Source organism: Myxococcota bacterium (genome assembly GCA_039030075.1).
Taxonomy (GTDB): Bacteria; Myxococcota_A; UBA9160; order UBA9160; family SMWR01; genus JAHEJV01.
This window is the reverse complement of sequence record JBCCEW010000001.1, coordinates 169,551-190,447: the sequence shown is the minus strand read 5'-3', so window position 1 is coordinate 190,447 and position 20,897 is coordinate 169,551. Positions and strand designations below refer to the sequence as shown.

Genomic DNA, 20,897 nt, shown 5'->3' with positions numbered 1-20,897 from the left:
GCCCTGCGCCCGATGGCTACCGCCCACCGAGCCGGACGTGGCCAGTCTACGCGGCCGGGCCCGCGAAGGGCACCCCCTGCCGCGAGGACCGGTGTCGATCGGATCACGGGGCCGAACGAGTACACTGGGCCCGGGAGGACGCCATGGCTCCGGAGACCCCGTCCCTGGACTTCGATCACTACCACCAGGTCGAGTTGCCCCGCCTGCTGGCCGAAGGGCGCGGCGCCCTGGCAGCTGCCGACGACCTGGAAGCAATCGGCGCCCTCGCCTTCCGGCTTCCCTCGGGCTCGGCCTATACGTACCGGCCGATCCCCGGTGGCGTCGCCGTCGAACCCGGCGAGGCGTCTGCGCGCGTGGTCGTCGAGCTGGCACCCCACTTGTGGGCCGATCTCGTACGCGACCTGGAATCCGCGTCCGGCCTGCTCTACTCGGGTCGCGTCACTCTGCGGCGCGGCTCCGGGATGCGCTTCGTGCGGTGGGAGCCCGGCCTGCGTGCCCTGTACCACGGTCGTCGCGTCTTCGACCCGGACACGGTCGACCTGCGCGACGCCGCGGGCAGCCCGCTCGATCCGCACCAGCACTTCCGCCTCGGCGACGATCGCGACGCCATGGCCCACTTCCTGCGCACCGCAGGCTTCCTGCTCGTGAAGGACGTCTTCCGTGCCGACGAGATCGCCGGCATGCGCGAAGCCGCCCTCTCCGAGGAACGCGGGGCGCGGCCCGGGGACCAGCGCTCGTGGTGGGGGAAGAACGCCGAGGGCGAGTCGCTGCTCTGCCGCGTCACCCGCTGTGACGAGGTCCCGGCCTTCCGCGGACTCCCCACCGACCCGCGCATCGCCGGGCTCGCGGCACTCTCGCACCTGCCGATGGTCCCGCGCGCCGAACAGACCGAGGACGGCGTCTCCGTGCTGATCAAGAACCCGTCGATGGCCGAGGGCCTGTCGGATCTGCCCTGGCACCGCGACTGCGGCATGGGTGGGCATGCGTCGATGTGCCCGGTGCTCGTGTTCTCGATCTACCTCTACCCGGGGCGACCCGAGACCGGCGAGCTGCGGGTACTGCCGGGCAGTCACGTCGCCTCGCTCGGCTTCATCGACGCCACCGACCCCCGCGCGCCCCGCGGTATCTCCCTCGCCGCCGACCCGGGAGATGTCTCGCTCCACTACAGCGACGTCATGCACGCGGCGCCGCCGCCCACGGGCGACGGCCCCTTCCGCAAGTGCGTGCTCGTGAACTACGCGCGCCCCGACGCCTACAACCATCGGGGCGACCAGAGCTACAACGACGTCCTGCTCGGCCGTGACGACGGCCAGGTCGAGCACCTCGAGAAGGTGGCCGAGCGCGCCTGAGGCGTTTGTCCTACCTCCTACCGATGTCGAACATCGAGTATCTCGAATCCGAAGAGTCTTCCCTGGGAATCGTCTGCCTGCGGAAGCGGGAGCTGCTGAGCCGGCCGGGAATGGTGGTGCACGAGCTGACCCTCGATCACCACTACCTGATGAGCACGTGCAACACGGCCTCCGAGCGCGCGCTCGCATCGCGCTCCATCGAGACCCATGGTGGCCGTGACCTCGACGTGTTGGTCGGCGGTCTCGGCCTCGGATACACCGCCGCCGCGGTGCTCGAGTCTCCCGCGGTCCGCCACCTCGAAGTCGTGGAGTTCCTGTCCCCGGTCGTGGATTGGGTGCGCGACGGACGCGTCCCGCTGTCCCCCGTGTTGCTCGCCGACGACCGTTTCCATACGCGCGTCGACGATGTCTACGGCGAGCTCTGGGCTCCGCCCGAGCGCCAGTGGGACCTCGTGCTGGTCGACGTCGACCACTCGCCCGAGGAGCCGCTCGGACGCGAGAGCGAGCGTTTCTACAGCGAGGCCGGCCTGCGGCACGCGAAAGCCCATCTGAAGCCCGGCGGGATCCTCGGCGTGTGGTCCCATGCCCCGTGCGCTCCCTTCGTCGCACGGCTGGAGGGCGTGTTCGAGCGGGTCTGGACCGAGTCGATCGACTTTCGCAACCCGCTCCTCGACCCCGACGAGGCGGCCGAGACGAACTGGCTGTTCTTCGCGCGCGCCTGAGAGAGCCCGCTCAGGGAGCGCGGGCGATCTCGGCCGGCGCTGCGTCGGGCGCACGCCAGTCGACGAAGATCGGGGACGACCAGGCACGCTCTTCGACCGGCGCCAGGCAGTCTTCGCTCTCGGGCGCCCACGGATCACAGGGCTGCATCTGTGTGCAGGGGCCCGCGTCGCCAGGTTCGCAGCGCAGGGTCCCCCCGTTCACGGCCGGGCTCGCAACCTCGATCGCGCGGACGTAGTACGTGGTGTCGCGCTGGCCAGCGACGAACTCGGGGTCCGAGAAGCGCACGACGCAGCCTTCCAGGTCACCATCGCAGGCGAAGGAGCGCCACGGGTCCTCGATCAGATCCGCCAGCGGTTCGTCGGCCGTGCGCTGGGGTCGTACGCGGATCACCTCGATCCGGACGATCGGCCGCCGCGTATCCGTGGGATGGAAGCACTCGCCGCCGCAGAGACGCGCCAGGCGGTCGGCGCCCACGCGCTCTTCCGTGCCCGCACGACAACCCGGTGCCTGTTCGTGGGACCCGACGGCGCGCACCTCGAACGTCGGTTCGCGGTCCATCGTGAGGTGACTGCCCATCGGGGCGCGCCCCCCGGACGCATTCGCGTCGATGGCGTCGAACCAGAGCAGGATGCGCGGCCCACTCGTCGCGTAGGTCTCGCGCGTCTCGAGCGCCTCCCAGATCGCCTCGCGGTGGCGCCGCGTCGCGTGCACTGCCACGAGCCCGCCGGTGAAGTAGAAGGATCCGGCGCGTTCGCGTTCGATCCACTCACTCGGCGCGACGTCGCCGGGATCGGCCGGACGCGCCTCGGGCGCCGGATCGAACTCGGGCGCCCCGATCGGTAGCTTCACCCGCGCCATCCGCGCGTCGGACATGCGTGTGCGCAAGAGTTCCTTGTATCCGGTGCCGGGGCGTGCCGTGTGGTTGTCGCTCGAAGCGATGAAGCCGAGCCGGAAGCGCTGGGGCGGCGCGTCGCCCTCGCTGCGCGAAAGACCGAGCAGCGCCTGGGCCGACGACCCCGGACGGTAGGAAAACGCGGGCGAGAAACAGTCGCGACACTGCCCGGCGTCGCCCCACTCCTCGGCACTCGCGCTCGGCACCGCCAGATGGCCGAGCCCCGCCGCCCCCTCGACGAAGTGGCGGCGCGCGTCGGCCGCGCGCGCCTCGCAGGTCTCTTCCGCCAGGCCCGCGTCGCCACAGCGACGGCGGATGATCTCTCCGGCTTGCCAGCAGGCGGGCAGGTAGTCGTCGCGGGGCGGCGGACAGCGCCGGACGCCGTCCGCGTCGACGGTCACGCCGCGCCAGTCCCGGTAGGGCTCGACGTTGCCGTGACCCGAGTACACCTCGACCAGACGCTGCAGCACAGGATCGTGCTGCTCGGGGGACAGCTGCTTCTCCCAGTTCGAACCCGGCGGCGTGTACATCCCCCAGGTCATGCCATGGGGAATCACGAGGGCGGCATGACCCCAATCCCGCAGCTTTGCGAACAGGCCGGCCGGGGTTGCGGTGAGTTCGCGGCAGTCGCTCGGGAGCTCACGCACCGGAACGCCGTCGGCGCAGCGGGGCGTGGCCTCGGTCTCTTCGAGGGCCGTCGCGTAGCGCAGGTAGGCGGGTTCGCCGGTGATCAGCGGCAAAACGCCCCGCACGAGGGCCGGAGCGCTCTGGAAGTACTGGGCCGGGGAATCCGCGCCGATCGGCCGTGTCGGGATGGAGGCGTCTTCGAGGTCGCGCAACACGACGTTGCGATGCCCGTAGTGGTTCTCGGGCGTCGTTCCCATGTGGGACCACTCCCAGCCGAGGAACGACACGAGATCCGAGGCGCCGCTCGCGTCGCGTCCGACCGCGTCGCATTGGCGCACGGTTTCCACGGTTTCCCGCCAGCGGCGCGGCGAGGCGCCCTCGGCATGGTCGTTGACCGACCAGAAGTCGAGCCCGGCGCAGAAGCGCGCGAAGTCGCAGGCATCGGCCACCGTGTGGCTGCCGCTGCCCCCCGTGAGCGGCAGGCTGAGCGTGTAGGCGTCGGCCGAGAACCCGGTATGCACATGGAAGTCGCCGAACAGGACCCGCTTCGCGCCCTCGGTTTCCGACGCTGGCCCCGGCACCCGCGGCTGCGCGAGGGGCGTCCCGGCATGGAGCGTCTCGCCGAGCCAGCCCCGGCCCGCGGCGTAGAGGACGGCCAGAAGCCCGAGAATCGCGAGCGACCCCAGCAGCAGAAACCGTTTCATGTGACCCCTGGTCGGTTCATGCGAGGCGGAGTCGGATTCGCCGGCACGGGTCCCGGGTGGGTCATGACGCCATCCTATCAGCGCCCGCGCGGCGCTCCTCGCGCATCTGGTCGAGAGCGTCCGCGATCGCCGCACGCGCTCGATCCGTGAGGGCGCGCACCACATCCCGCCTCACGCCGTCTCCGAAGGGGGGCGCGATCGGGTCGAGGTAGCGCATCCGCACGGGATAACGCCCGGAGGTCTGGGTCAGGTATCGCCCTTTCGGCAGGACGTCGCCCAGGCCCTCGATCGCAACCGGCTGCACCACGAGATCGTGATCGAAGGCAGCACGAAAGGCACCACGGTGAAACGTCCCGAGCTGACCGTCCGCGCTACGGGTGCCTTCGGGAAAGAAGAGCACGCTGCCCCCGCGCGACCGCGCGCCGCCGACGCTCGCGGCGATGTCCTCGAAGGACGGCAGCTCGCCCACGTCGCTCTGGAAGAAGCCGGCCAGCCGCGCGATCTCTCCGAACACGGGCACGCGCAGCATGTAGCGACGCACAGGCCCACCCAGGCGCGGCTCGATGGACATCAGGAGGAGCGGATCCAGGAACGAGGCGTGGTTCGCGACGATCAGACACGACCCGGGCGCGCGTCGCTCGCGACCCTCGATCACCGGCACCATGTAGAAGAGGTGGTCGAAGTAGAAGCGCAGCAACCGATGGGTCGCGTCACTGAAGAAGTTCCCGGCCCCGGCCCAGAAGCGTGACGAGATCCAGGTCAACGGAACCAGCGTCGCGCCGGACACGAGGGTGACTGCGACGAAGAACGCCCAACCGTGGTTCGCGCGCAACGCCCGCACGACGGCGGACTCGCGGCTCTCTGCTCCTCGGTCCCCGTCGCGCATCGCGGCCATGGTAGCGATCGCCTCTCCCGTCGAGCGCCGGGGCCCGATCGGCCACGGCTCCCGAACGCCAGGGCTCGTTCAGCGGCTCGAGCCGTCCCGAAGGCGCTGGCACTCGGGGGGCGGTCTCCACTTCGGTCCCTGGCGCGCGTGACGCCGCCCACGCGATGCAGCGGATTCGCGCTGGCAGGAGCGGCGGACGAGGACCGTTCCTCTAGACTTGCGCGATGTCCGCAGCGCGACAGCAGACCGATGTAGCGGTGATCGGCGGCGGGCCCGCCGGCACGACGTTCGCCCATCGACTCGCGCGCGCGGGCCATTCGGTCGTGGTGGTCGAGCAGTCCCAGCACCCGCGCTTCTGCGTCGGCGAGAGTCTCCTGCCCGCCACCATGCCGTTGTGTGCCGAGCTCGGCCTGCTCGAACGCTTCGAAAAGCAGCGCTTCGCCCGAAAATACGGGGCGTACTTCTGTTTCGAGGACGGAGCGGCCCCCGAGTACTTCCACTTCCCCGACGCCAGTCGCTGCCCGGCGGAGCACGCCTACGAGGTGCGACGCGCCGATTTCGACCGCGTGCTGTGGGAAGCCGCGCTCGAGGCCGGTGCCGAGGGACGCGACCGCACGACCGTCGAGCGCGTGCGCTTCGAGGGAGAGCGGGCCACCGGGCTCGACCTGGTCGATCCGGATGGACGCCGCGAGCGTCTCGATGCGCGCCTGGTCGCCGACTGCTCGGGCCGCACCACCCTGCTCGGACATCAGCTCGGGCTGCGTACGCGCGACACGAAGCTCCACAAGATCGCGCTCTACACCCACTACGCCGACATCCTGCGCTCGACGGGCGACGACGCGGGCACCATCGCCATCGTCGCGACGCCCTTCGGCTGGATGTGGCTGATCCCGTTCTCCGACGGAGGCGCCTCGGTGGGCGCGGTGATCGACCGCAGCTGGTACGGCGAGCGACGCCGTGCCGGCGTCGACCACGACGCGCTCTGGGCCGAGGTGCTCGAGATCGTCCCGGCCGTCGGTCAGCGGCTGCGCGGGGCCCGACAGTCGCGGCCGCTCGAGGCCACGGCCGACTTCCAATACCGCCTGGATCGCTGGGCCGGAGACGGTTGGCTGGTGGCTGGTGACGCCGGGGCGTTTCTCGATCCCGTGTTCTCCTCGGGCGTGCACCTGGCGATGACCGGCGCCGACCGCGCGAGTCGGGCGGCGCTGCGCACACTCGCGAAGGCGCGCCTCCCCGTCGCCGCAGACTTCGCGGCCTACGAACGCGAGAGCCGGGCAGCGCTCGGGATCTATGCGAAGTTCATCTATGCCTGGTACGACCCGGCGTTCCGCCAGGTGTTCATGCGGCCCCCCCACGACCGCCCCGGCGTCGGCTGGCTGAAGCGGGAGATCATCTCGGTGCTCGCGGGCGCCGTGCTCCCCACCTGGCGGGTACGGCCGCCGATCGAGCTGCTCCTGTTCTTTGCGCGGCTGCGGGCGCGCGAACTGCAGCGCGAGGCCGCCGCTTGAGCGATGGCTTCCGGCCCTGCGTCCTGATCCCGACCTACGACAACCCGGAGACGATTCGCGGCGTGGTCGAGCGGGCCGCCGGGTTCGGACCGCCGGTGCTCGTGATCGACGACGGCAGCGGTCCGCACGCGCGCCAGTTGCTCGAAGCCATCGCGGCCGACGGCCTCGCGCAGGTCGAGCGCCGCGACACGAACGGCGGCAAGGGCGCGGCGGTGAAGACCGGGTTCGTCGCCGCCGCCGCGGCAGGCCACACCCACGCGCTGCAGGTCGACGCCGACGGCCAACACGACCTCGACGACATCCCGCGCTTTCTCGACGAAGCGCGCGACCACCCGGACGCCCTGATCCTCGGCTACCCCGTCTTCGACGAGACCCAGCCCGCCGGCCGCGCCTTCGCGCGCCAGATCAGCGTGTTCTGGGTGAACCGCGAGGTGGGCACGGGCGTGATCCGCGACCCGCAGTGCGGGTTCCGGGTCTATCCCCTCGCGGCGGCGATGGCCGCCGAGGCCGGCGGAGACCACATGGAGTTCGACCAGGAGCTGCCGGTCCGCATGGCGTGGGCGGGCGTGCCGATCCGGAACCTGGCGACGCGGGTCCGCTACCTCGCGCCAGAGGAAGGAGGCGTCTCGCACTTCGACCTGCTGCGCGACAACCTCCGGATCAGCTGGCTCCACACGCGGCTGTCGATCCGGGCCGGGCTGGCCGGGCTCTTCGGCGGAGCCGGTTCGGGCTGAGCCAGCCCCTCGGGGAAAGCGACTCGGAGGCCGCTCGGTCGTCGTGCGCATTTCTCTCGTCGGGTTACGGTGTTGGGGCGTGCGTGCCGACACGCATCGCCAGGAGTCCGTCGCCCTTGCCGCTTTCGATCGAGCAGAATCCGAGCGCCGCAGAAGTGCTCATGGAACTGCGCTCCATGATGGAGGCGGAGTTCGGTCTATCCCCGGACGAGATCCAGCCCGATGTCCACCTGATCGACGATCTCGACCTCGACAGCATCGATCTGGTGGACCTGGCGGTATCCCTCGAAGAGCGCAGCAGCGTGAAGCTCGAAGAAGAAGAGCTGAAGTCGGTGCGGACGGTCGCGGACGCGGTTCGGGTGATCCACGAGGCCTTCCGGAGACGGTCCGAAGCGGCATGAGGATCGCGCGCGGCGTCCTGGCAGTGGCCTACCCGTTCCTGCTCTTCGCCGGCCTGCACTGGATCGAACCGCGCTGGATCGCAGCGGGGATCGCCATCGGATTCGGCGTTCGGGCGCTGCTCGCAGGCCGCGCCGGCTGGGACGCCTTGGCGCCCTGGCTGCTGCCGGCGGGCCTCGTCGCCGTCGTACTGGTCCCGACGCTCTGGTCGAATCACCCGGTCGCCCTGCTCTTCGTGCCCGTGCTCGTGAACCTCGGCCTGCTCGTGGCCTTCGGGCGCACCCTGCGCGGCGGCCCGAGCATGATCGAGCGCTTCGCGCGACTGCAGGATCCGGAGCTCTCGACGGCCCAGGTGGACCACTGCCGCGCCATGACCTGGATCTGGTGTGGCTTCTTCGTCGTCAACGCGGCCGTGTCCGCCGGGCTCGCCCTCGCGGGCGACCTTGCCGCCTGGACCCTCTACACCGGCTTCCTGGCCTACCTGCTGATGGGCGTGCTCTTCGTCGGCGAGTGGTTCGTGCGCGCCTGGCGCTTCCGCAAGTACGAAGGCTCGTTCGCCGAGCCACTCCTGCGTCGCTGGTTCCCGCCGGAGCCGTCGGCATGAGCGCCCCTTCCACCACGGCCGCTCCCTCCGCGAATCCCGGTCGCGCATCCGCGAACAACGCTGCTCCGGCCGCGAGTACCGCCACGGTACCCGCGAACTCAGCAACGAACTGGTCGCGGGCCGCGGAGCGCGGCTCGATGTGGGGCCTGCGCTTCACCGTCGCCTGCTACCGCTGGTTCGGTCGCCCCCTGAGCATGGTCCTCGTTCATGGCATCGTCGGCTACTTCTTCCTGACCGGCCGCACCCAGCGGCGTTCATCGCTCGCGTACCTGCGCCGCCTCGATGCCCTGCCCGAGGGCAAGCGCGCTCTCGGCCGTCCGCCCAGCGTGTGGACGAGCTTCCTCCACTTCCGCACCTTCGCCCTCAGCATCTTCGACCGGCTCGTGCTGTGGTTCGGGCGCGAAGACGAGCTGCGCTTCGACGTGGTCGGACGCGAAGACTTCGACCGGCTGCTCACCCCCACCCAGGGCGCGATCGTGGTCGGCGCCCACCTGGGCAGCTTCGACGCGCTGCGCGCCCTCGCCGATCGCGACGGCCGCGTCGTGAACGTGCTGATGTACACCCAGCACGCGCCGCGCATCAACGCGATCTTCCGGCAGCTCTCCCCCGACGTCGACGTGCGGGTGCTCCAGGTCGAACCCGACTCGATGGGGACGGTCCTGCAGATCCGACGCTGCATCGAGCGCGGCGAGCTGGTGGCGATCCTCGGCGATCGGGTGGAGCCCGCCGACCGCGGTCGCACCGCGCGGGTGACCCTCCTCGGCGGCGAGGTCGAGCTGCCGACGGCGCCCTATCTGATGGCCGGCCTGCTCGGCTGTCCGCTCTTCTTCATGGTGGCGGTGCGGGACGGCGACGCGCGTTACCGCGTCAGCGCCGAGGTCCTCTCGGAGGGCTTCACCCTGCGCCGCGCCGATCGCGACGCGACGCTCCAGCGCTTCGCCCAAGCATTCGCCGACCGGCTGGAGCACCATTGCCTGCGCGCCCCGCTCCAGTGGTTCAACTTCTTCGACTACTGGAACGAAGCGGCGGACGAGAGCGGAGGACGGTCGTGAAGCGGCGGGTGGTGGTCACGGGGATGGCGGGCTTGTCGCCCCTCGGTGGCGAATGGAAGGTCGTCCGCGACGCCCTGCGCAGTGGGCGCTCGGCGGTGACCACGCGGGACGACTGGGGCGACGTGGACGGTCTCCACACCCGCCTCGCCGCGCCGGTCTCCGCCTTCGAGACCCCGAAGCACTACTCGCGCAAGAAGCTCCGCAGCATGGGCCGCGACTCCTTGATGGCGACCCGCGCGACCGAGCTCGCCCTGGCCGACGCCCGTCTCCTCGAGCACCCGTCGCTCTCCGACGGCACCACCGGGGTGGCGTACGGCTGCACCCAAGGCAGTCCCGGCGCGCTCGAGGTCTACGCGCGCCAGTACTTCGGGAAGCGCACCACCAGCGGGATCCGCGGCAGCGACTTCATCCGCTTCATGAGTCACACCTGCGCCGCGAACATCGCCCAGTTCTTCGAGGTGCGCGGACGCGTGATTCCCACCGGGAGTGCCTGCACCTCGGGAAGCCAGGGCATCGGCTACGCCTACGAAGCCATCCGCTTCGGTCGGCAGGACGTGATGATCGGTGGCGGCGCCGAAGAGATCGAGTGCATCGATGCCGTGATCTTCGACGTCCTGATGGCCGCTTCCACACGCAACGACGCGCCGACGACGACCCCGCGCCCCTTCGACGCCGGCCGCGACGGCATCGTCGTGGCCGAGGGCGCAGGTACGCTGATCCTCGAGTCCCTCGAGTTCGCCGAGGCCCGCGGCGCGCGCATCTACGCCGAGATCCTGGGCTATGGAACCAACTGCGACGGCAGCCACATGACGAACCCCGAGGCCGACGGCATGGAGCGCGTGATGCGCCTCGCCCTCGAGGACGCCGAACTCGACCCGGCCGACATCGACTACGTCAACGCCCACGGCACGGGCACCGAAGTGGGCGACATCGCCGAGAGTGACGCCACCCACCGCGTGTTCGGACCCGAGGTGCCCGTCTCGACGCTGAAGGGCCACATGGGTCACACGCTCGGCGCCTGCGGCGCCCTCGAAGCCTGGATGACCCTCGAGATGCTGCGCGAGGGCTGGGTGGCTCCCACCCTGAATCTCGAAGCGCGCGATGAACGCTGCGCGCCCCTCGACTACGTCACGCGCGCGCCGCGGCCCCTCGAGATGGAGACCGTGGTCAGCAACAACTTCGCCTTCGGCGGCGTGAACACCTCACTCGTGTTCCGCCGCTGGACCGACTAGAGCTTCTCCAGGACGTCGGAGATCACCTCCACGAGGTGGAGATAGGCGTTGCCCCAGGCCCCTTCCCGAAGGAACCGCGGCTCGAGGCTCGGCGACCCCACGAAGGGGCGCAGAACCCAGGCGAGCTGGATTCCGACGAAGCCGTAGATGACCAGCCACGCCCGCAGCAGCCAGCGACTGCGGGGCTGGTGGGCGAGCAGAGGTGCGTAGAGGCGTCGGAGCGGCAGCTGGGCGAGAAGACTCGCCGAGCCGAAGGCGAACGCGTTGAAGAGCTTCGCCGCCTGGTAGTCGTTCCAGCTCGCGTACCAGAGGATCGTGATCGGCGCGAAGGAGGCGAGCGCGATCGCCGCGCACGCCTGCGCCGTCAACAGCGCCCCGATCGCGGGGCGAAGCTGAGACCGGAGCCCCAACAGGGCGTTCAGGACGAAGAAGCTCGGCAAACTGATCGCGAAGGTCACGACGATGAGCAGCGGCACCTTCGCCGCGGAGTAGAGCACCTGGCGGCTCAGCGCTCCGTGGGTCGCGGAGTACCCGCCGAGTGCAGCGCCGTAGAGCGCACCACTCACACCGATGATCGCGAAGAGGGCTGCGAGCGACGGAGCCGAGAGCGTGGACCGACTTCCCGACCGCAGGGCGGCATCGACGGATCCCAGCGACGCGGCGCCGACCACGACCGCCTAGCCTCCCAGAAGCTCTGTGATCGAGCGCAGCACGTCCACGAAGAAGTTGCTCTCGCGCGGTCGGAACCACGCGAACGGAAGCGCCGGACTTCCAATGAACGGGCGGAGCACCCACGCCATCTGCGCTCCCACGAGCCCGAAGACGGCCACCCAGACGCGAAACACGCGCACCGCGCGGACGTCGTCCGCCCCGGGAATCGACTCGATGGGTGCGGCGGGTTCGTCGGCCTCCGCGATCTCCGACGTCCGGACGGGCGCAACCCGCTCGGGGAACACGAGCCGCTGCAGCGTCCGCAACAAAAATGCCAGGCCGAGGGCTCCCGAGATCCCCGAGAAGACGACGACCAGCAGCTTCATGAACGGGTAGCTGCTGCTGCTGACCGCAAAGAACACCACGATCGGCGCGAACGAAGCAGAAACGGCCAACATGACCGCCGCGCTCGCCACGGCCAGGCGCAGCACCGACATCCAGTTCAGGGACGAGCCGATCAGGGCGTTGAAGACGTAGAGGGACGGAAGCGTCACCACGAGGGTCAGGACGAAGAGCAGCGGGAACTTGATCGCGCTCGCGAAGACCTGGAGAGCACCCTGCTCCGCACCCCGAATCACACCGAAGGCGCCCAGGGTCGCCCCCGAGACGATCGCGAGCATCAGCATCGCCACGAGCAGGCCCGCAAGCGGGGTTTCCATCTGGCCCGACGTCAGACGCTCGGGCGCGGTCTCCTCACCTCGAAGGATCCGGTCGAGTTGTGCGAACCATCCATTCACGGGCACCGCCCCCCCGAGCCCGTATCGGAGCGCCGGCGGAGTCGGTTGAGACGGCCCGATCGGCGCTAGGGCGCCGCCGGTTTGCGGCCGCTCCCGCAGCCGAGCCCGGCGCCGCGGTCGGCCACCCGGGGCGCGCCCCACACCCAGTCCCCGTAGATCTTGCAGCGGGTCGCTTCGTCCAGGCTCGCCTGGGCCAGATCGACGAAGAGTGCGTCGTTGGTGACGACTGCCGGCTCCATGCGGATCCCACCACCGGTCTCGGTGTCGAGCACGAGGTATTTGCCCGCGTCGGGCGCACTCGGGTCCCAGGCATCCCAGGCCGGCAGCTCGCGGGTGCGGCCGCGTCCCGGCGCGCCCTTCCAGGCGAACTCGGCCCAGTAGGACAGCATCGCGTCCGAGAGGGCAACCCGGCCCGGGGCGTTGTCGTCGTCGAAGAGCAGGTGGCTCTGGGGACCGAGGTTCCAGTGACCGAACACGAAGGGAATCTCGATGGCGTGGGCGGCGCCCACCAGCTGCCCGAGATCCGCCCACAGGATCCGCGGCTCCTCGTCCCAGTCGAAGCGATAGGCGTAGACGCTATCGCCTTGCACGGAGCGCATCGCCGACGCGAGGGCGTCGACGCCATTCGCTTTCCAGAAACGACTCTGCAGGGACGACAGCAGCTCGTAGCGCTCGGGGTCGCGAGCGCTCGGCACACCGAAGGTCCAACGCACGTGCTCGGGGTTCGCCATCAGGAAGAGCTTCTGTTCGTCGCGGTTGCTGCCCAGGATGATCGGCACCTGGGCGTAGGCCCCCGCCGCTAACGCTTCGATCGGCAGCGCTTCGGGGAGGACCACGCCATCGCGGAAGTTCTGGGGCTGGCGGAACAGACCAGTGCGCCCGCTGCTCTCGCCGTAGTCGCCGTAGGCGGCCAGCAGCTCGGCGGCAGTCTTCTCCCCGAGATAGGTCGCGATCTCGACCTCGGACAGGGTTTCGAGCTGGCGCGCGGCCGCCTTGCGATCCGGGGCGCCGTCGGCCATCCGCAGGCGCAGGAGCACCTCTTGCGATCCCGGTGCGCCACCCAGGGTCGGGCGCTCACCGGCGGCTTCCGCGTCTTCGAGACTGCTCGTCCGCGTGCCACCGCTCTGGACGATGGCGCGATGGAAGAGCCCCTGGGCGCCGGGAGCGAGGAGCAGCATCAGCACGTTCCGAGCGCCGGCGCTCTCGCCGAAGATCGTCACGTTCTCGGGATCGCCGCCGAAGTTCGCGGCGTTCTCCTGCACCCAGTGCAGGGCGCGGATCAGGTCGAGGGTGGCGAAGTTCCCCGACTCTTCCTCGTAGGTAGCGCCGTCGCGCAAGGCCGGGTGGCGGAAGAAACCGAGCGGTCCGAGCCGGTAGTTCGCGGTCACGACGATCACGTTGTGTCGCCTCGCGAGCACCGAGCCGTCATAGAAATCGCTGGCACCCGAGACATTGCCGCCGCCGTGGAACCACACCATCACCGGCAGGCGCCGGCCGCGCCCCGGCCACTCGTAGGGCTTGAAGGGCGGTGCGAAGACGTTGAGGGTGAGGCAGTCCTCGTCCCCGATCACGGTGCCGATCTCGCCGACCTGGTCGAGGGGGCTCGCGTACTGGGGGCAGCGCGCGCCGAAGGCGAGCATCTCGCGCGGCGTGTCCCAGGAGCGCGGGCTACGCGGCGCGCGCCAGCGGTACTTCCCGGTCGGCGGTGCGGCAAAGGGGATACCGCGCCAGACGTGACTGCCCTGGGCGTCACGGAAGCCGAGGATGCGACCACTCGTGAGGGTGCGCTCGGTCTGGGGATCGGCCGTCGGGAGCGGTGCCTCGGACGGGGCGCATGCGAGCGCCGTTGCCAACAGGGCGAATCCGGCGCCCCACCCTATTCGATTCCGCACTCGTCGCCGCTGGCCGTGGAACATGCGCTCGATCTCTCCTCGCTTTGGGGCGGAGAGAGTATAGGAGCCTCGCCCGGGTCGATCTTCCGCGTTCAACCCCGCGTGCCGGGGTGCACCTCGCGTGCGTCGCTACGGTCGAGCACCAGCGCTTTGTACTCGGCGCGGAAGCCCGCGCGCACGAAGCTCTCGCGCCACGGCGAGGTGGTCGCGGTGGCCCCGTCGATGCGCTCGATGCGCAAGGTGGTGCGCGCGCGGTGCCGGAAGAGCCGGTGCAGGCCGCGCGCCGCCCGCTCGATCCGCTCGGCCTCGCCCGGGTTCTCTTCCCCGTCCGGGAGGCTCCCGAAGGTCACGAGACGGGTGCCCGCGGCCTCGAGATAGAGCGCGAGGGTGCCTTCGACGATCACCACGCTCGCCCCACTCGCGCGACGCGGGGTGCCCTCCCCTCCGCAGGGGGCAGGCCAGCCGAGCGACACACCGAAGGGGTTGGCCGGATCGGTCGCAGCCAACACCCAGACGTCGCGCGCGGAAGCCGGTCCGGCCGACGTGCGCCGCGCAGCGCGCAAGCGATCGACGGCGCCGGCAAACGCGAACTGCGCGCCGGGAAGCGCATCGACGAAGTGCCCGCGTCGCAGCTTCCCCGCATCCTCCATGGCCCGGAGCACGGGGTAGACCGCCGCGAAACCGCCCAGCCAGCCTTCGAGCGGCATCGCGTCGCGGCTCGCGACCCCGTAGCGCTCGAGCAGCAGGAGCGAGCGTGCATGCGCACGGCGCGTCGGCGGAGCCTCGCTGCCGATCAGTTGCCCCACCGTCGACCAGCGTCCGCCGACCGAACCGAGCGCCCCACCCGGACGCCGACGCCCGCGGCGGGGCCGCAGGTCGCGGCGTGCGGCCAGCGTGCGCAGCGGCGCGAAGGTGTCGTTGGTCACCTGGCCTTTCCAGACGAGCCCCCAGAGCGCCTCGTAGAGCTCGGACTGGGACGTCCCGTCGAGCGCCGCGAGCAGCCCCTGGGTAAAGCTCGCCCCGCGCGCTTCGAGCTGATCCAGGATCGCCGTCTCGAGCGGCGTCAGGTCGTCGGGACGCGGCGGCGCTTCGGCCAGGAGGGCGACGCGCTCGCGGCGATACAGGGCCACGCGACCATCCCGTTCGCCGAGGGGCTCACAGCCGATCCACACCCATTCGCCCTGGGCGCCCTGGGCATCCAGGGCCTGCGGATCGTAGTCGGGCACGCGCGCAGGCAGCATCAAGCGCTCGAGCTCGGCAAAGGAGAGCGGGCAGCCTTCGAGCTGTTCCAGGGCGCGTTGGAGCGCCGGATCGCCGCCCCGCTCGTCGCCGAGGCCGTGCCATTCGCCGAGGAAGCGCGTCCAGGTCTCGTCATCGACCGGCGCCACCTCGGCGCGCAGCTTCGCGAGCGTGCGCCGGCGCAGCTGACGCAGCACCTCGGGGTCGCACCACTCGGGGGCGTCTCCATCGGGGTGGAAGTCGCCGTGAAGCAGGCGATCGCGTTGGACCAGCGCTTCCAGCACGGGCTCCACGGCCCCCGGCGCCAGTCCGAAACGCGCGGCGCACGCGTCCACGGTGAACGGGCCGCGCTGCCGCGCGAAACGCACGACCAGCTGTTCGAGGGAACGTGCGGTCGGTTCGAGGAAGGCCGCCGGAAGTCCTTTCGACGGGGCAAGGCCCAGGGCGTCGCGATAGAGACCGGCGTCTTCCGCGGCGATCCAGCGACGTTCGCCGGCGATCTCGACGTCCACGGCGCGCTGGGTGACCGCGAGGCTCTCGAGCCACTCGGAAGGGTCTTCGGCGCAGCGCGCTGAGAGCTCCGCCTCCGAGAGGTCGCCGAAGCGCCGCAGTCGGTCGTGCAACGCGTCGGGATGGCGCGCGCGCTCCTCGGGCCCGCGCTGCTGCAGCGTGACTTCGGTGTCTTCGATCACACGCGCGTCCAGCAGGTCGCGCAGGTCTTCCTGCCCGAGCAGGTCGCGCAGCATCGCGCGATCGAGGGTGAGCGCCTGGGCGCGTCGTTCGGCGACGGGCGTGTCGCCCTGGTAGAGGTACTGGGCGGTGTACTCGAACACCAGCGAACGGGCGAAGGCCGACGCCTGGCGCGTTTCGACGTCTTCGACCCGCACCTCGCCACGCCCGATCTCTTCGAGCAGGGAGACCAGACCGGGCACGTCGAAGACGTCCTGCAGACATGCGCGGTAGGTCTCGAGCACGATCGGGAACGAGGGAAACTCGCGCGCGACGGCGAGCAGGTTCTGGGCGCGCAGGCGCTGGGTCCAGAGCGGCGTGCGCGCACCGGGACGGCGGCGCGGCAAGAGCAGCGCGCGCGCTGCGTTCTCCCGGAACTGGCTCGCGAAGAGCGCCGAGTTCGCGAGCTGTCCGACGATCTCGTCCTCGACCTCGGAAGGATCGGGGATCAGCAGCGCGCTGTCGGGGAGCGCGTCGGCATCGGCGAAGCGGAGCAGGATCCCGTCGTCGCTCCACAGCGTCTGCACGGCGTAACCCGCCCGTCGCGAGAGCCGGGCCTCGATCGCGAGGGCCCAGGGCGCGTGCAGGCGCGCGCCGAAGGGGGACAGGATGCAGATGCGCCAGTCCCCGAGCTCGTCGCGAAAGCGCTCGATCGTGATCGCGCGATCGGTGGGCAGGGTCCCGGTCGACTCGCTCTGCTCCACGACGTAGTCGACCAGGTTGCGCGCCGCCCACTCGTCGAGGGTGTGTTCTTCCCGCAGCCAGCGCTCGGCGCGGTCGCGCCCCTCGTGAAGCGGCTTGGGGGCACCCGCCTGGTCGGCGAGCCGCCGCACGAAGCGCCCCAGCGCGCGTCCGAGTTCGATCGGGCGGCCGGGCCCCTCGCCCCGCCAGAAGGGCAAGCGCCCGACCTCGCCCGGCGCCGGTGACACGATCACCCGATCGCGGGAGATCTCTTCGACCCGCCAGGTGCTGGCGCCAAGGGTCACCGCATCGCCCGGACGCGTTTCGTGCACCATCTCTTCGTCGAGTTCGCCGATGCGCGGCCCGTCGCTGCCGCGGTGGACCGGGTAGAGCCCGCGATCCGGGATCGTCCCGCCCGAGACGAGCGACAGGGTCTTGCTGCCCGGCAAGGCCTCGAGCCGGTCGCTCTCGCGGTCCCAGCGCAGACGCGCTCGCAGCTCCGAGAAGTCGGTGGACGGGTAGCGCCCCGAGAGCATGTCGAGCACGCCGGTCAGCACTTCGCGCGAGAGGGTCTTGAAGGCGTGGGTGCGCTGCAAAAGGGCTTCGAGATCGGCGACCGTCGTCGCGTCCATGCCGCAGATGGCGACGATCTGCTGGGCCAGGACGTCGAGGGGGTTCTGCGGGACGCGCAGGGGCTCGACGGCGCCGGCGCCCATCCCGTCGGCGACCACCGCGGCTTCCAACAGGTCGCCCCGGTGCTTCGGGTAGAGCCGCCCGCGACTGGCCACCCCCACCTGGTGCCCGGCCCGACCGATGCGTTGCAGCCCGCGCGCGACCGCCCCCGGCGACTCGACGAGCAGCACGAGGTCGACCGCGCCCATGTCGATCCCCAGCTCGAGCGAGCTGGTCGCCACGATCGCGCGCAGCTGACCCGCCTTGAGCGCCTCCTCGATCTCGCGGCGCTTCGCGTGGGCCACGCTGCCGTGGTGAGCACGCGCCAGCGGTTCGCCGGCGAGGTCGTTGAGTCGCTGGGTCAAGCGCTCGCACAGTCCGCGGCTGTTCGTGAACACGATCGTGCTCTGATGGGCGCGGATCTGCTCCAGGAGTTCGGGATAGAGGGCAGGCCAGAGCCCGCCGCTCTCGCCGAGGGCGTCGGGGCGCGGGGGTGCCTCGGCCCCCTCCCCGTCCGACGCGGCGCCCTGCGGGAGCGGGTACCGGTCGGGCTGGGTCATGTCGGGCACGGGCACCGAGATCGTCAGGTCCAGCAGCGGCGTGCTGCTGGTGTCGACGATCTCGACGGACCGATCCCCGCCGAGGTAGTGCGCAATCTCGTCCAGCGGACGGGCCGTCGCCGAGAGGCCGATGCGCTGGGGAGCGCGCTCGGCGATCGCCTCGACCCGTTCGAGAGAGAGCGCGAGATGGGCGCCGCGCTTCGTCCCCGCCAGCGCGTGCACTTCGTCGACGACCACGGCCTCGAGGGACGCCAGCGTGTCGCGCTGACGCGAGCCGAGGATCAGGTAGAGCGACTCGGGGGTCGTGACCAGGATCTCGGCCGGATCCCGCGCCTGCTGGCGGCGTTCGTGGGGCGTGGTGTCGCCCGTTCGCACGGCGACCCGAGGCCAGCGCACCGCATCGTCGGGAGCCATGCCCGCGCGCAAGCCTGCGAGCGGCGCGCGCAGGTTGCGCTCGATGTCGTAGACCAGGGCTTTCAGGGGCGAGACGTAGAGCACCCGCACGCCGGGTTCCGGCGCGGGCCTCCGAACCAGCTGATCGATCCAATAGAAGAAGGCGGCCAGCGTCTTGCCGCTGCCAGTCGGGGCCAGCAGCAGCGCGTGCTTCCCCGCCGCGATCTCGGCCCAGCCCTGGGCCTGGACCGGGGTCGGCTCTCCGAACTCCTGGGCGAACCAGCGGCGCGCGTCCGGGCCGAAGGCCGCGAGCGGATCCGACGAAGACGGCGAGGGGGACGACACGCCGCCAGTCTAGGCGACGCGCCCCGTCGAAGCGGTGACGCGCGCCCCGTCTAGCGGGTGGCCGATTCCTGCACCAGGGCGGCGCGCCGCGTCAGCACGTAGGCGCGGATCGCCTCGACATCGCCCTCGCTCAGCCAGGCGTCGAAGCGCGGCATGCCGTTCGCGAGACGTGCGCCGCCGCGCACGATGGCGTCGAAGCCCTGGTACACCGCCGGGTCCGCCTTGCGGAGGTCGGGCAGCAAGCCGGCCACCGCACCCGCGCCGTGGCAGGTGCCGCACCAGCGGTGGAAGAGATCGCTGCCCGCCTTCACCTGGGCCGCGTCGAACTCGGCCGGGATCGCCACCAGCTCCTGCTCGATCCAGTCGTGGACCGGCAGCTTGCCGTCGGCGCCCAGGCGGAAGACCAGCAGTCGACCGATGTTCGTATCGCGTCGATTGCCCGCCGCGGCCGCCGCGGCGCCCGCGGCCAGGGCGAAGGCGCCGCCCCAACCGGCGAGGACCGCCACGTACTGCACCCCGTCGAGCTCGTAGGTGACCGGTGCCGCCACGATGCCGGTGCCCGCCGGCGTCTCCCACAGCGGCGTCCCGTCGTCGGCCTGGTAGGCGGCGAAGGTGCCGTGGGCCGTTCCCTGGAAGACCAGGTTGCCGGCGGTCGTCAGCGTTCCGCCGTTCCAGGGGCCGGTGTACTGGGCGCGCCAGACTTCCTTCTGGGCCACAGGGTCCCAGGCGAGCAGGTGTCCCGAGACCACCTCGCGCGGGAAGGCGTCGGCGACAGTGAAGTCGTAGCCGAGGTTCCAGGCACCCGGCTTGTAATCCCATTCCGGATCCAGCCGGAAGAAGTACGGCACCTCCTGGGCGGGGATGTAGACCAACCCGGTGTCCGGGTTGAAGGACATCGGGTGCCAGTTGTGGGCGCCGTGGGGCGACGGCTTGATCTCGATGATCTCGTTGCGGTAGTCGAGGTTCGGCACCTCGTTCGGGCGCCAGGTCTCGGTGTCGACGCCCTTGGCCCAGGTGACCTCGACGAAGGGCTCGGCCGAGATCGGGACGCCGGTCGCCCGGTCGATCACGTAGAAGAAGCCGTTCTTGGGTGCGTGCAGCAGCGTCTTGCGCGGCTCCCCGTCGATCGTGAGGTCGGCGAGGACGATGTCCTGCGTGGACGTGAAGTCCCACTTGTCACCGGGCGTCGTCTGGTAGTGCCAGACGAGTTCGCCGGTGTCGGGACGCAGCGCCAGGATCGAGCAGACGAAGAGATTGTCACCGCCGCCGGGGCTGCGAATGTGCTTGCTCCAAGGCGAGCCGTTGCCCGTGCCCACATAGAGGAGATCGAGCTCGGGGTCGAAGGCGATGGAGTTCCAAGCCGTACCGCCGCCGCCGACTTCCCAGTACTTCCCCGACGGATCCCAGGTCTTCGCAGCCATCTCGAGCTCAGGATGCTCGAAGGGCTTCGCCGGATCGCCGGGCACGGTGTAGAAGCGCCAGCGGAGTGCGCCGGTGTCGGCGTCGTAGGCCGAGAAGTAGCCGCGGACACCGAACTCGGCGCCACCGTTGCCCACGATGATGTTCCCCTTCACGACCCGCGGCGCCATCGTGATCGAGTAGGGCTTGGTCTGGTCGACGGTGACTTCGCTCCACACCAGCTCGCCGGTCTTGGCCTCGAGCGCCTGCAGACGACCGTCGAGGGTGCCCGCGTAGACGCGACCGCGGTACACGGCGACCCCGCGATTCACGACGTCGCAGCAAAGCTTCCCGCCCATCTCGCGCGGGACCTGCGGATCGTGCCGCCACAGGAGCTTTCCGGTGCGGGCATCGATCGCGAAGACGACACTCCAGGTCCCGGTCAGGTAGAGCACGCCGTCGACGACGATCGGCGTGGCTTCGAGGCCGCGCCGCGTCCCGAGGTCGTAGGACCAGGCGAGACCGAGATCGGCGACGTTGCCGGCATCGATCGCCGCCAGGGTGCTGTAGCGCTGCTCGGCGTAGTTGCCGCCGTAGGTCAGCCAGGTCTCGGGGTCCGCGCCTGCCGCGCGTAGCTGCGCGTCGTCGACCGCCGCCGCCGTCAGGCTGGACGGGGACGGGGCCCCCGCGTCGCCCCCGGTCGATGCGACGCAAGCACCGAAAGCGAGCAGGACGAAGAGCGAGGCGAAGAAGACACGGGCGCGCATGGTTCCCCCTGGCAAGGGACGCATCCTACCCGAGCGAGCCGGATCCCACCCGACCTCGCGCCG

At 70.7% G+C, this 20,897-nt stretch carries 15 protein-coding genes; 8 read left to right on the top strand and 7 right to left on the bottom strand.

Features of this window, described 5'->3' with window-relative positions; all coding sequences use genetic code 11:
• Positions 1-143 precede the first annotated feature (143 nt).
• Complete coding sequence (locus AAF430_00755; GenBank protein MEM7408747.1) at positions 144-1,349, top strand: phytanoyl-CoA dioxygenase family protein; 1,206 nt, start codon at positions 144-146, stop codon at positions 1,347-1,349.
• A gap of 23 nt (positions 1,350-1,372) precedes the next feature.
• The gene (locus AAF430_00750) at positions 1,373-2,071 is read left to right on the top strand and encodes a spermidine synthase (GenBank protein MEM7408746.1); all 699 of its coding nucleotides are present in this window, start codon (positions 1,373-1,375) and stop codon (positions 2,069-2,071) included.
• 10 nt (positions 2,072-2,081) lie between these two features.
• Here the strand turns inward: AAF430_00750 and AAF430_00745 are convergent, their stop codons facing one another.
• Together AAF430_00745 and AAF430_00740 are read right to left on the bottom strand one after the other, a co-directional pair.
• Positions 2,082-4,295: a DUF3604 domain-containing protein gene (locus tag AAF430_00745; GenBank protein ID MEM7408745.1), complete on the bottom strand. Its 2,214-nt coding sequence runs from the start codon at positions 4,293-4,295 to the stop codon at positions 2,082-2,084.
• A gap of 61 nt (positions 4,296-4,356) precedes the next feature.
• Complete coding sequence (locus AAF430_00740) at positions 4,357-5,181, bottom strand: lysophospholipid acyltransferase family protein (GenBank protein MEM7408744.1); 825 nt, start codon at positions 5,179-5,181, stop codon at positions 4,357-4,359.
• A 224-nt stretch (positions 5,182-5,405) separates the two neighbouring features.
• On the opposite strand from AAF430_00740, the gene AAF430_00735 reads away from it, so the two are divergent.
• From AAF430_00735 to AAF430_00710, 6 genes are all read left to right on the top strand, one after another.
• Positions 5,406-6,689: an NAD(P)/FAD-dependent oxidoreductase gene (locus tag AAF430_00735; protein MEM7408743.1), complete on the top strand. Its 1,284-nt coding sequence runs from the start codon at positions 5,406-5,408 to the stop codon at positions 6,687-6,689.
• Entirely contained in the window at positions 6,686-7,423 is a 738-nt protein-coding gene (locus AAF430_00730) for a glycosyltransferase family 2 protein (protein ID MEM7408742.1), read from the top strand. The genes AAF430_00735 and AAF430_00730 overlap by 4 nt, the downstream gene beginning before the upstream one ends.
• A 116-nt stretch (positions 7,424-7,539) precedes the next feature.
• Positions 7,540-7,824, top strand: coding sequence for an acyl carrier protein (locus tag AAF430_00725; GenBank protein MEM7408741.1), 285 nt, complete (start codon positions 7,540-7,542; stop codon positions 7,822-7,824).
• A complete protein-coding gene (locus AAF430_00720) occupies positions 7,821-8,426 on the top strand; it encodes a hypothetical protein (protein ID MEM7408740.1) in 606 nt (201 codons plus the stop codon). The genes AAF430_00725 and AAF430_00720 overlap by 4 nt, the downstream gene beginning before the upstream one ends.
• Positions 8,423-9,478: a hypothetical protein gene (locus AAF430_00715; protein ID MEM7408739.1), complete on the top strand. Its 1,056-nt coding sequence runs from the start codon at positions 8,423-8,425 to the stop codon at positions 9,476-9,478. Before AAF430_00720 ends, AAF430_00715 begins: the two co-directional genes overlap by 4 nt.
• A complete protein-coding gene (locus AAF430_00710) occupies positions 9,475-10,710 on the top strand; it encodes a beta-ketoacyl-ACP synthase (GenBank protein ID MEM7408738.1) in 1,236 nt (411 codons plus the stop codon). Before AAF430_00715 ends, AAF430_00710 begins: the two co-directional genes overlap by 4 nt.
• Here AAF430_00710 and AAF430_00705 read toward each other — a convergent pair.
• The 5 genes from AAF430_00705 to AAF430_00685 all read right to left on the bottom strand — a co-directional run bounded on the left by AAF430_00705 (position 10,707) and on the right by AAF430_00685 (position 20,834).
• Entirely contained in the window at positions 10,707-11,381 is a 675-nt protein-coding gene (locus AAF430_00705; GenBank protein ID MEM7408737.1) for a hypothetical protein, read from the bottom strand. The genes AAF430_00710 and AAF430_00705 overlap by 4 nt on opposite strands.
• 6 nt (positions 11,382-11,387) lie before the next feature.
• A complete protein-coding gene (locus AAF430_00700) occupies positions 11,388-12,158 on the bottom strand; it encodes a hypothetical protein (protein MEM7408736.1) in 771 nt (256 codons plus the stop codon).
• 65 nt (positions 12,159-12,223) lie between these two features.
• Positions 12,224-14,011 (bottom strand): carboxylesterase family protein, encoded by a 1,788-nt coding sequence (locus AAF430_00695; GenBank protein ID MEM7408735.1) that lies wholly within the window; start codon positions 14,009-14,011, stop codon positions 12,224-12,226.
• A gap of 131 nt (positions 14,012-14,142) precedes the next feature.
• Positions 14,143-18,669, bottom strand: coding sequence for a DEAD/DEAH box helicase (locus AAF430_00690; GenBank protein ID MEM7408734.1), 4,527 nt, complete (start codon positions 18,667-18,669; stop codon positions 14,143-14,145).
• 50 nt (positions 18,670-18,719) lie between these two features.
• Positions 18,720-20,834: a PQQ-dependent dehydrogenase, methanol/ethanol family gene (locus AAF430_00685; protein MEM7408733.1), complete on the bottom strand. Its 2,115-nt coding sequence runs from the start codon at positions 20,832-20,834 to the stop codon at positions 18,720-18,722.
• Positions 20,835-20,897: the final 63 nt, after the last annotated feature.